Genomic DNA, 11,482 nt, shown 5'->3' with positions numbered 1-11,482 from the left:
ACGCCTCGGTGCTCGACAACAAGAACAACGTCCGGCGCTCCGGGCCGCCGAGCGCGCATGCGATGGCGACGCGCTCGCCCATGTCGATGCGGTCGGTCACGGCGCCGCCGTCGACGATCCGCTCGAATTGGTGCGCCAGCGTCATCGCCGCCCACACCGCGCCGTCCGCGTCGAGCGCGATGCCGTCGGGTGGCCCGTCCAGGCCGTCGGCGAACACGCGACGGCCGGCCAGCCCGCCGTCGGAACCGACGGTGAACGCGGTCAGCCGCCGGCCGACCGACTCGGCCACGATCAGCGTTCGGCGGTCCGGGGTGATCACCATGCCGTTGGGAAAGTCGAGGTCTTCGGCGACGACGGTGGCGGGGCCGTCGGGATCCAACCGGATGATCGCGCCGCCGCTTCGCGCCTGGCACCCGATGTAGGCGCGGCCCGCGTCGTCGATGACCATGTCGCCGAGATCGGCCGACGCCAGGCCGCCGAGATCGGCAATGCTGTCGACGGTTTCACCGTCGTAACGCAGCACAGTGCGGCCCTCGGCCGAGACGATCAGCAGCGATCCGTCCGGGCGGAAACCCAGGCCCGACGGGGCGTGCCCCGGCAGCGGCAACGTGGTCAGGGACCCGCCCATGGTGGAGGTGTGTACCGCCTCGCCCAACATGTCGGAGAACCACAGCAGGCCCTCGAACCAGCGTGGCCCCTCGCCGAAGCAGAAGCCGTTGGCCAGCGGTTCGGGAATCATGCCCCGATGCCCTTCACCCCAGCTCCCGCTTTACAAAACACCGCCAAAGTGTCAGGCACCGCGGGTACCGGTGTCAATCGCGCGACCGGGGGACCGGTGTTGTTAGCCAAGCTTTACAAAAGCTATGCAAAGTGTCACGCTGAGCCGTGACCTGCCGGCGCGAGAGGTGGAGTGCGAATTGACCACGGCTTCCGAGGAATCTGAGCAGACCGAGTGGACGGTGCAGGGCCTGCTGGACCTGTTCGACGTGCGCCCCGACGGGCAAGACCGGTACACCGGCGACACCGGCATCGCCGGCGGCGACGAACGGCAGGTCGTGGAAGGCACCCAGGTGCTCGCCCAGGCGATTGTCGCGGTGGCCAAACGATTCCCGGACAAGTCGGTGCGCTCGGCGCACGCCGTCTTCTCCCGAGCCGTCGCCGTCGGGCCGCCGATCGAACTCGTCCTCGATGTCGTCGCCGAGGGCCGGTCCACCGCCACCGCGGTGGTCGCCGTGCACCAGAACGGTCGGCGTTGCCTGAGCATCACGGTGTTGGCCGACGTGCCCACCGGCGACGTCATCCGCCACCATCTGCCGCGCCCCGCCGTGGCCCCGCCCGCCGAGGCCATCCACTCGCCGATGCCGATGGTCGGACGGGAACTTCGGCTGGTCGACGTGGTCGACGTCAACAGCCCCGACGAGGTCGGGCCGCCGGAGCTCTACGCGTGGCTGCACTATGACCCGATCCCCGCCCGCGACGACCTGGCCAAGGCGCTGCTGGCGTACTTCACCGGGCACCTGGGGATTTCCACCACCATGCGGCCGCATCCGGGCATCGGCACCGCCCAGGCGCACCTGACCGTGTCCACCGCACCGATGAGCATCTCGGTGGCGTTCCACGAGCCGGTGCGCTGGGACGGGTGGCTGCTCTACACCCACGAGAGCACGCAGGTCGGCGCGGGGATGTCCTACGTGCGTGGCACGGTGCATTCCGAGGAGGGCGAGCTGCTGTGCTCTTTCGCGCAGGAGGCGCTGATCCGGCCGCTGCGCACCACCGACACGGCCATCGATTCGCGCGCACGGTTCTAGCGACTGGTCGCGTTTCATGCGCTTCACCATCACACACCCGATGCACAGCCATCCGTACAACGCGGAGCTGGTGAGCGGGGACGGCATCGGGAAGGTGGCCGCGGCCACCGAGGCGGCCGGCATCCACGGGTTCGGCTTCACCGACCACCCGGCCCCTTCGCAGCGGTGGCTGGAGGCCGGCGGGCATGACGCACTGGATCCCTTCGTCGCCTTGGGTTTCGCGGCGGCGACGACGAGCGCGCTGCGGCTGATTCCCAACATCGTGGTGCTGCCGTACCGAAACCCGTTCGTGGTGGCCAAGTCCGGCGCCACACTGGACTTGCTGTCCGGTGGCCGGTTCACGCTCGCGGTGGGCGTCGGTTACCTCAAGCGAGAGTTCGCGGCGCTGGGGGTCAGCTACGACGAACGGGCGGAGCTGTTCGAGGAAGCCCTGCAGGTGATCCGCGCGGTGTGGACCGGCGACGACATCACCTACGAGGGACGGCATTTCACCGCGCGGGGGATCACCGCGCATCCCCGCCCCCTGAGCGAACCGCATCCGCCGATCTGGATCGGCGGCAACACGTCGTCGGCGCGCCAGCGGGTGGCGCAATACGGTGACGGCTGGTGCCCGTTTCCCGCCCCGCCGCAGCTGGCGCAGACCGCCGGCACGGCGGTGATCGACTCGGTGGCTCGCCTCACTGACGGCGTCGACGATCTGCGGCGCCGGTGCGACGCCGCGGGCCGGGACTGGTCCGGGATCGACGTCACCTTCACCAACTTCGAGGGCGGCAGCCCCGCCAGTGACGAATTCAACGCCGACGCCTACCTCGACGGCCTTCAGCAGCTGGCCAAGGTGGGCGTGACGTGGGTGAGCGTTCACCTCCCCGGCGACAGCATGGCCCACGCGCTGGAGACACTCGATCGGTTCCGGACCCTCGTGATCGACGCGGCCTGATGGACTTCTCCCGCGTCGACCTCTCACCCGAGGACCAAGCCTTTCGTGACGAGACGCGGGCATTCATCGCGAAGCACGTCACCGATGAAGTGCTGCACCGGCAGCTGGAGTTCGGTGAAAACTTCGACGAGAGCGTGCATTTGGCGCTGGGGGCGGCCGGCTACCTGGCATCGGACTGGAAGCTGGAATCGGAAGGCGGGTTCAGCCCGGTTCGGCGCCGAATCTTTCAGCTCGAGATCGCCAGGGCCCACACCCCCTGGTATCACTGGGGCACCACGTCCGTCGTCGCCCGCCTGGTGCGGCGATTCGGGGCGCCGGAACTCGCCGACCAGGTCGTGCCCGGTGTGCTGTCCGGCGAGATCCGGCTCTGCCTCGGCTATACCGAGCCCGAAGGCGGGTCGGACGTCGCCACCTGCAAGACGCGCGCCGTGCGGGAGGCGGATGGATCTAGCTGGATCATCAATGGCTCCAAGATGTTCACGTCGAACGCGCAGAACGCCCGCTACGTCTTCCTGCTCACGAACACCGATCCACAAGGCCCGAAACACCGGAACCTGACCATGTTCCTGGTGCCGCTGGACTCGCCGGGCATCGAGATCCAAGGTATCCGCACCCTGGACGGTGACCGCACCAACATCGTCTACTACAGCGACGTCCGGATCGACGACCTCTACCGGATCGGCGAGGTCAACGGTGGCTGGACGGTGATGCGCGCCGCGCTTGACTCCGAGCACGGCATAGTGGACCCGGAAGACCATGGCCTGCAATACATTGCCGCGATGTCGGCGCATGGTGACCTGATGGCCGAAGTCGTCGACGCCGTCGCGGCGGTCGCCGCTCTACCCGGCCCCGACAGCCGGCGGCCGCTGGACGACGACTCGGTGGCATACCGGCTCGGGCGCGGCATCGCCCGGATGGAAGCGGCGCTGTCCGCACCCGGGATGTTCGGGCGGGTCGCGATCGCGCAGACGATGCGTGACATCACCCCCGACCTGATGGACATCTTGGGCACCGCGTCGGCCTTGCCCACCGAGGCCCCCGGATCCGCGACCGACGGTGCGGCAGAACACCTTTACCGGCTGGCGCTGCCGCTGGGGATCTACGGCGGGACGCTGGAAGTGTTCCGCAACATGATCGCCCAGCACTCGCTCAAGCTGGGACGGCCCAGTTACGGCGGGTGACTTCGGCGCGTTCAGGTGCGCCAACCTTCCCCGAGAGCGCTACCTTTTCACCGGGTACCGGTCGCAGAGAGGTAGGCCCGCAGTGGTTGTTCTCGTGGCTCTGGGCTCGTTCATCACCACATTGCTGGGCGGCTACGCGGCGCTGCGGATCGGGTCCTACCGCTACCTGGTGCTGGGCTTGGCGGCCGGTTTGATGCTCGGCGCGGTGAGCTTCGACCTGCTACCGGAAGCGATGAGCCAGACGCCATGGAGCCTGTTCGGCATACCTGCTCCACTGGTGGCCTTCGTTCTCGGCTTTCTGGTGTTGCACGTCATCGAGCACACGGTCGGCATCCATCGCGGTGACGGGTCGGGTGAGGCCGGTGATCTGGATGCGCCCGGCGTCGGGATCCTCGCGGCGTCGGGCCTGATCGGCCATAGCGTCATGGACGGGTTCGCCATCGGTGCCGCGTTCCAGGCGGGAGCCGCCGCGGGTGCGGTGGTGGCGGTCGCGGTGATCGGCCACGACTTCGCCGACGGCTTCAACACCTACACCGTCACCTCGCTCTACGGAAACGACCGGCGGAGGGCGCTCGCGCTGCTGGGCGCCGACGCGGTGGCACCGGTGGCCGGGGCGGCTCTCACGCTGGCCGTGACGATTCCCCATCGACTCCTCGAGGTGTATCTGGGATTTTTCGCGGGTTTCCTGATGTATCTGGCCAGCGCCGACATCCTGCCGAGGGCGCACGCCGGGCATCGCACGGCCGCGACCCTGGCGTGCACAGTCGGTGGCGTGCTGTTCATGCTGGCGATCGTCGGCCTGGCCAGCTAGGCGAGACGGGCAAGGGCCGAAAGGCTCTAGCTTCGCGAAGGCATCGGCGAATAGCTTTCGAAGCGCCCAGTTTCGTCCCGAAACACCTTCTGCCATCAGCATTTCGGGAGACAACCTATGAACGCCGCAAGAGAAGCTGTTGCCGGCAACGCCGCTGACGAGGGGTGGCTGCCCCTTCCCGCCCCGGTCCGCGACCCCGACGATGCGATCGTCGCCGCATTCATGCGGAGGAAGACCACCAGGGAATCCGGTCCCGAACCGCTGTCGATCCGGGACCTCTCCGACCTGCTTTGGTCAGCGTACGGCGTCAACCGGGAAGCGGGTCCGTTCGGTGCGCCGGGACGCACGGCGGCGTCGGCCAGCAACTCTCAAGAGATCGATCTGTATGTCGCACTCGCCGATGGGACCTATCGGTACGACGGGCCCGGTCATCGCTTGGCGCGCATCACCGGTGGCGATGTCCGCGCCAGCGCCCTGACGCCAGGTGAGCCGGGCGTCACGGTGGCCCCGGCGATGCTGATCTACGTCGTCGACGTTGACCGGCTCACCCATACCGCCGGCTTCGACGAGCCGGGACTTCACGACCCGGAAGTGCAGAAGTCTTACTACTACGTCGACGTCGGGCTGATCGCCGGGAATGTCTACCTTTTCGCCGCCGCCCACGGCCTCGCGGCCTGGTTTCACAACTGTGACAGGGCCGGGCTCACCGAGCACCTTGGATTGAAGGTCCACCAACGAGTCCTGTTCGCGCAGTCGGTCGGCTACCTACCGGCGGACTGATCGCCACCTGGCAGGTCGGCCACGACGTCCGCGCGGGTGGGGTCGAAGCTGAGAAACCCTTTGATGGGCAGGCTTTCCGGCGGCGGGTCCGCGTAGCTCCACGCGACGTCGTCGGCATCACCCGCGGACCAGTACGTCGCGAAACCCTTGTAATTGCAGTAGCTCGATGTCTGTGAGCGGCTCAGCAGGTCGGTGCGTACGTGCGCCGGGTCGACGTAAAGGCGTGGCTCTAAAGCCGTTTCGAAAAGGATGACGGTGTCGTCGGTGTCCACGAGCACCGCGCCGGCGACCTCCACCCGCAGGCGCCGCTTGGTGGGCCGGCAGTCGACGCGGTGGTAGGGATTCGGCGGGTAGTGCACGAGTTCGCGGCCCTCTTCGAGCCAGGTGTCCACGGCGTCCCAGGGCACGTGCACGAAGCCCGGGGCTTCCGGCTCGGGCTCGGTGGGCAGGTCGCCGACCTCGTCTGCCCGGAAGGCATAGCCGAGCGGGTGGCCGCGCCGGTGCACCATCAGCGCCCCTTCGGTGTCGATCACCAGGCGCCCGTCCCGCCGCGCCTGCACGCGGCGCGGATGAGGCTCGATGAAGACGACGTCGGCGGGCAGCGGGGGGGAGAATCGCCCGGCCGGATCACTGCTGAGCGGACCACGTCCGGCTACCAGGCTCATGGTGTGAGGCTAGACCTCGGTGCGCCGAGCCGGTACGCGCCGGGAGCGGGTCAGTGGTCCGCACCGAGCAACCCCGCGTACTGGCGCTCGAGCACCTTGGCGGCGCCACGCTCCCAGCCCGCGGCCAACGACCCGGACAACTGGTCGGGGAAGATCTCGTCGTCGTCGTTCTCCACCCCGTCGAAGATGGCACGCGCCACCGAACGCGGCGAGGCCTTCGGGATGTCGAGGCCGCGGGTCATCTCGGTGTCGACGGGCCCGGTCAGGACGCCATGCACTCGCACGCCCTGTCCGGCCAGGATGATGCGCAGCGATTGCGTCATGGAGAACGCTGCCGCCTTCGAGACGGAGTAGGCCGGGATGATCGGCAACGGGGCCAATGCGTTCACCGAAAGGTTGTTGACGATCGATCCCGCGGATCGCACCAACAGTGGCAAGAAGGTCTGGATCACGGCGTAAGTGCCGAAAAGGTTGACCTCCAGGTGTCGTTGGAGCGCGGAGGGGTCGCTCAAGTCGTCGTACAAAGCAAGGCCGGCGTTGTTGACGAGGATGTCGAGAGCATCGACCTGCTCAGCCGCCGCCCGACGATGCGAGGCGTTGGTGATGTCCAGGATCAACGGCGTCACGCGCGGATCCCCGTTGTCCGGCAGGGGTTTCCGGGTGCCCACATAGACGCGGCGGGCGCCTCTGTCCAAGGCATCCGCAACCAGTGCCTGCCCGATGCCGCGATTGCCGCCGGTGATGAGAACCGCCTTGCCCGAGATTGTCGCCACGACGACCATCTCCCTTCTCGTTCCGTGTTGCCCGGCAGGCCCACTCCCGAGGGTCTACCGCGGCGAGCCGTTGAGGCCCGCATGTATTCCGATGCACCCGAGCGCGGGAAGTCATCGGTGCGCAGCTCAGGGCTGAGCGCCGGCCGCATGGGCCGACCCGCGGGTCCGGTGTCCGCTGCGTACGATCCGGTTGACGGAAGGCAGGGACCAACCCATGGCGGGACCGATGGAGGGCGTCAAGGTCGTCGAGCTCGGGGTGTGGGTCGCAGGACCGGCCACCGGCGGCATCCTGGCCGACTGGGGTGCCGACGTCGTCAAGATCGAACCGCCGAGCGGCGACCCGGGCCGGATGTTCGGCAAGATGCTGGGCTGCGACCTGGGGATGAACCCGCCGTTCGAAATGGACAACCGCTCCAAGCGCAGCGTCGTGCTCGACCTCGCGGAGGAGGCGGGCCGCGACACCGCGCTCCAATTGCTCGCCGACGCCGACGTTTTCGTGACGAACGTGCGGCCGGCCGCGTTACAGCGGCTGGGGCTCGACTTCGAATCGGTGGCGGCCCGCAACCCGCGGCTGGTCTACGGGCTGATCACCGGATACGGCGAGACCGGGCCGGACGCCGACCGGGCCGCCTACGACGTGGCCGCGTTCTGGTCGCGCGCGGGGGTGGCGCATCTGCTCACCCGACCCGGCGACACGCCGCCCTTCCAGCGCGGCGGCATGGGCGATCATTCGGCCGGCATGACGCTGGCGGCCGCCGTCTGCGCGGCGCTGGTCGCCCGCGGGCGCACCGGCGCCGGCCAACTGGTGAGCACGTCGCTGTATCGCCAGGGCGCCTACACGGTGAGCTTCGACCTCAACACCTACCTGCTCACCGGCCAGCCGATCGCGATCGGACAACGCGAATCGATGGGCAACCCGTGCATGAACAACTACGCGACCGCCGACGGGCGCCGATTCTGGATCGTCGGGCTCGAAGGCGATCGGCACTGGCCCCCGCTGTGTCGCGCCGTCGGCCACCCGGAGTGGCTGACCGACCCCCGGTTCAGCGACGCGTACTCGCGGTTCGTCAACGCGGTCGAGCTGATCGCCGAGTTGGACGCGGTCTTTGCCACCCGCACCCTCGACGAGTGGGCTCAGGTGTTCGCCGCCGAGCCCGATTTCTTCTGGTCGCCGGTGAACAGCCTCGAAGACGTCGTGGCCGACGAGCAGTTCCACGCCGCGGGCGGCATAGTCGACGTCCCGGACGGGCAATCCAGCGTTCCGATGGTGGCCACGCCGGCCGATTTCCACGGCACACCGTGGGCGCCGCGTTCTCCGGCACCGGAACTCGGGCAGCACACCGAAGAAGTGCTCGCCGAACTCCGGGCGCGCCGCGACTCGTGACCAGCGGTCGTACCTTTACAAATTTACTCGCAAGTGTCACGCTGTCCGGTGTGTCGCGTGAGCGGCGCCAGCCCAGGACAAGCGTTGCGGTAAACGCCAATGCACTCATTCGGTGCGGCGGTGAGGAACGGATTCAATGGTCACGTCAACGTTCGGCATCAGGGAAGGCAGCCGGGTCGACGCCCGAGCAGGCCGTACTGACCGGGAGTGTCTGCGATACCGGCTCGACGTCATCGCGGTCAGCGCTCTGGACGTGGTCCGGTCGGCCGGAGGTTGGCTCTACGACCGGGCGATGGCCGGCTGGCAGGTGACGGTGCTCCTGCCGGACGGCGGCGACGCCCGGTCCCTGAGGATCCTCGGTGTGCAGGCGGTGGACTTCGAGGAGCACGTCGCCGCGGCGGGTCCGGGCTCGATGAGCCAGAGCCTGGCGGTGAGCGCCGAGGCGTTCGCCGCCGACGCCCGCGTGCGCGACAAGGTGCTCGCGTCGCTCGACGACCGGCTGACCGAAGTCGCGTTGTGGGGCCGGGCGCCCTCCGGGTGGCCCCTGCGGGTGGATCGGGGAGTGGCCAAGGCGCAGTACGCGCTCAGCGCGGCCGCGCGCAGATTCAAGGACCATGCGCTGGCTGCGGCCGGGATCGATTGCCCCGCGGTCTATTCCACCGAGACGCTGCTCTGCGATCTGGCGACCTGCGAGCGCGGTGATTCGGGCCTGGTCCGGCTCGACTGATGAAGAAGTACTACCGGCACACGCTGCTCTATCTGCACGAGACCATCTCGCTCGGCTCCGGGCGAAGCGAATGCTTCACCGAGGTCTTCACCGACACCTACCGGCCGATGATGGACGAGCTCGGTGCGCGGCTGTTCGCGATCTGGGAGAGCACGCCCTACAACGGTCACTGGCCGCAGGTGACGATCATCTGGGAGATCGACGGGTTCGCCGACTACGCGCGGATCGGGGCGGCCCAGGCCCACGGCGGCAGTCACGCGGCCGCGGCGGGGAAATGGTCGGCCTTTCTGGCCGACATCGGCGCCGCCGGGGAGGGCCGGATCATGTACCCCGGACCCAGTAACAAAACCCTCGCCCAGCTGCGCGAGGCCAATTTCACTGCGCCGCTGGTGATTCAGGAGATCATGCAGACCAAGCCGGGGCGTCAGGACGACTACATCCGCGAGCTGGAGCGGCTCTACGTCCCCTGGTCGGAACGCACCGGCAAGCGCTGGCTGGGTTCGTTCACCACGACGTTCCGCTACAACGAGGTCATCCACTACTGGGCGCTGGACGGCGGCTGGCAATGCTTCGCCGACCACTACCCCTCGTGGAAGGACAGCCCGCCCGCCGAGATCGTCACCTGGATGAGCGTGGCGCCCGCCCTGCGCGACGGCTGGGAGGACTCGATCCTGCAGGCCCTACCGCCGTCGCCGCTGCAGTGATGCGGCAGCAAGAGGCCGTGAACTTCGCCTACGACCCGTTCGACGCGCGGGTGATGACCGATCCGCTGCCGTACTACCGGATCCTGCGCGACGAGTATCCCGTCTACTACATGCCCCAGTGGGACACCTTCGCGCTGTCCCGCTTCGAGGACATCTGGCAGGTGCTGGAGGTCAACGACGGGACGTTCGTCGCGTCGGAGGGGACGCTGCCGGCCGCCTCCGTCCTGGCCAGGCACAACACCGGACCGGTCGCCGATCCGCCGCTGCATCCGCTGCCGTTCCACGCCGTGTTCGACACGGACCTGTACGGACAGATCCGGCGCGCGCACTCCCAGCCGCTGCGCCCCAGGGCGGTCACCGGCTGGGAGGCCCGGATCCGCGAGCTGGCCAACGAGCGCCTCGACGAGTTGCTGCCCCGCGGCTCGTTCGACCTCACGCAGGACTTCGGCGGCATCGTGGTGGCGTCCGTCGTATGCGAACTGCTCGGCGTACCAGTCGATCTCGCGCCGCAGGTGCTGGCCGCGGTCAACGCCGGCAGCCTCGCCGAGCCCGGCGTCGGGGTGGACACCGCCGAGGCGCGGCCCAACTTTTTCGAATACCTGCTCCCGGCGGTCCGGCGCCGGCGCGCGGACCCCTCCGGGCGGCCGCTCGCCGTCGTGGACGGCCTGCTCGCTTACCGCCTGCCCGACGGCAGCCCGCTCGACGACGTCGAAGTCGCCACCCAGATGCTGTGCATCTTCATCGGAGGCACCGAGACGGTACCCAAGATCGTCGCCCACGGGCTGTGGGAGCTCAGCCGCCGGCCCGACCAGATGGCCGCGGTCCGCGCCGACGCCCAGAACAACGTGCCGATCGCGCGCGAGGAGATGATTCGCTTCTGCGCGCCGGCGCAGTGGTTCGCCCGAACCGCGCGCAAGCCGTTCAGCATTCACGGCGAGACCATCCGGCCGGGGCAGCGTGTCATCACCCTGCTCGCCTCGGCCAACCGCGACGAACGCGAGTACCCCGAACCGGACGAATTCCTCTGGGACAGGCCCATCGGCCGCTCGCTTGCCTTCGGCCGCGGCCAACACTTCTGCATCGGCTACCACCTGGCCAGGCTCGAAGTCGCTGTGCTGCTGCAGGAGTGGCTGCGCAGGGTGCCCGATTTCGCGATCCGGGCCGACGCCGCCCGGCGGCTCCCCTCCAGCTTCCAATGGGGATGGAACACCATCCCGGTGGAGGTCTGACGTGTGGTCCTACCGGATCGTCGCCCCCTACGCCTTCGAGCGGACAACGATCCCGGAGAAGACACCCGAGTGTCTCGCCGACGGCCAGGTGCTGCTGCGATTCACGGCGGCCGGCGTCTGCGGCAGCGACCTGCCGGCCTTCCATGGCGCCCGCGGCCGGCTTCCGGGCGACGACGGCGCCAGCGCGGCGGAGAAGGACGGCTTCCCGATCCATGAGGTCGCCGGCGAGGTGATCGCCAGCCGGCACGCCGACCACCGTCCCGGTGACCGCGTGGTGGGCTGGGCCTCCGGGTTCGACGGCGTACAGGACGCACGCCAGCGGTTGCAGGCCGACCGCTTGCGCCGGGGTCAAAGCCGGGTCGTAGGGCGCCAGCCCGTCGCCGTCACTGATCACGCGTTCCATCATGCCGTCGAACCCGGAGGCCCAGCCCACCACGCGGTCACCGGGACGGTGGTCGGCGTGCCGGCTGGCGATCACCTCGC

Annotated in this window: 13 protein-coding genes; 10 read left to right on the top strand and 3 right to left on the bottom strand. The window is 68.7% G+C overall.

Annotation, left to right across the window (positions count from 1 at the left end; genetic code table 11):
* On the bottom strand, positions 1 to 739 hold a 739-nt coding region (locus A5692_RS00355; protein WP_068050968.1), incomplete at its 3' end, for an SMP-30/gluconolactonase/LRE family protein.
* Between the two features lie 166 nt (positions 740 to 905).
* Here A5692_RS00355 and A5692_RS00350 point away from each other — a divergent pair.
* From A5692_RS00350 to A5692_RS00330, 5 genes are all read left to right on the top strand, one after another.
* Positions 906 to 1,808, top strand: coding sequence for an acyl-CoA thioesterase II (locus tag A5692_RS00350; RefSeq protein WP_197514296.1), 903 nt, complete (start codon positions 906 to 908; stop codon positions 1,806 to 1,808).
* A gap of 16 nt (positions 1,809 to 1,824) precedes the next feature.
* Positions 1,825 to 2,745 (top strand): LLM class F420-dependent oxidoreductase, encoded by a 921-nt coding sequence (locus A5692_RS00345; RefSeq protein WP_068050966.1) that lies wholly within the window; start codon positions 1,825 to 1,827, stop codon positions 2,743 to 2,745.
* Positions 2,745 to 3,926 (top strand): acyl-CoA dehydrogenase family protein, encoded by a 1,182-nt coding sequence (locus tag A5692_RS00340; RefSeq protein ID WP_068050964.1) that lies wholly within the window; start codon positions 2,745 to 2,747, stop codon positions 3,924 to 3,926. Before A5692_RS00345 ends, A5692_RS00340 begins: the two co-directional genes overlap by 1 nt.
* 82 nt (positions 3,927 to 4,008) lie before the next feature.
* On the top strand, positions 4,009 to 4,737 hold the full coding sequence (locus A5692_RS00335; protein ID WP_068050962.1) for a ZIP family metal transporter: 729 nt from the start codon (positions 4,009 to 4,011) through the stop codon (positions 4,735 to 4,737).
* Between the two features lie 117 nt (positions 4,738 to 4,854).
* A complete protein-coding gene (locus tag A5692_RS00330) occupies positions 4,855 to 5,517 on the top strand; it encodes a nitroreductase family protein (protein ID WP_068050960.1) in 663 nt (220 codons plus the stop codon).
* On the opposite strand, the gene A5692_RS00325 is transcribed toward A5692_RS00330, so the two are convergent.
* Both A5692_RS00325 and A5692_RS00320 read right to left on the bottom strand, forming a co-directional pair.
* Complete coding sequence (locus A5692_RS00325; RefSeq protein WP_068050958.1) at positions 5,499 to 6,182, bottom strand: DUF427 domain-containing protein; 684 nt, start codon at positions 6,180 to 6,182, stop codon at positions 5,499 to 5,501. The two genes, A5692_RS00330 and A5692_RS00325, sit on opposite strands and share 19 nt — an antisense overlap.
* A 50-nt stretch (positions 6,183 to 6,232) precedes the next feature.
* Complete coding sequence (locus A5692_RS00320) at positions 6,233 to 6,964, bottom strand: SDR family NAD(P)-dependent oxidoreductase (protein ID WP_068050956.1); 732 nt, start codon at positions 6,962 to 6,964, stop codon at positions 6,233 to 6,235.
* Between the two features lie 205 nt (positions 6,965 to 7,169).
* Between A5692_RS00320 and A5692_RS00315 the strand changes: the two genes are divergently transcribed.
* The 5 genes from A5692_RS00315 to A5692_RS00295 form a co-directional block, all read left to right on the top strand.
* A complete protein-coding gene (locus tag A5692_RS00315) occupies positions 7,170 to 8,339 on the top strand; it encodes a CaiB/BaiF CoA-transferase family protein (RefSeq protein ID WP_068050954.1) in 1,170 nt (389 codons plus the stop codon).
* 136 nt (positions 8,340 to 8,475) lie between these two features.
* A complete protein-coding gene (locus tag A5692_RS00310; protein ID WP_068050952.1) occupies positions 8,476 to 9,066 on the top strand; it encodes a hypothetical protein in 591 nt (196 codons plus the stop codon).
* On the top strand, positions 9,066 to 9,770 hold the full coding sequence (locus A5692_RS00305) for an NIPSNAP family protein (protein ID WP_068050950.1): 705 nt from the start codon (positions 9,066 to 9,068) through the stop codon (positions 9,768 to 9,770). Before A5692_RS00310 ends, A5692_RS00305 begins: the two co-directional genes overlap by 1 nt.
* 17 nt (positions 9,771 to 9,787) lie before the next feature.
* Positions 9,788 to 10,999: a cytochrome P450 gene (locus tag A5692_RS00300; protein WP_068050970.1), complete on the top strand. Its 1,212-nt coding sequence runs from the start codon at positions 9,788 to 9,790 to the stop codon at positions 10,997 to 10,999.
* A gap of 1 nt (position 11,000) precedes the next feature.
* Positions 11,001 to 11,482, top strand: a 482-nt coding sequence (locus A5692_RS00295) for an alcohol dehydrogenase catalytic domain-containing protein (RefSeq protein ID WP_156765851.1), incomplete at its 3' end; no start/stop codon positions are given.

The sequence above is a fragment of the Mycobacterium sp. E342 genome (assembly GCF_001667665.1).
Taxonomy (GTDB): domain Bacteria; phylum Actinomycetota; class Actinomycetes; order Mycobacteriales; family Mycobacteriaceae; genus Mycobacterium.
Note: the sequence above shows the minus strand (reverse complement) of the source record. Positions and strands in the feature narration are given on the sequence as shown.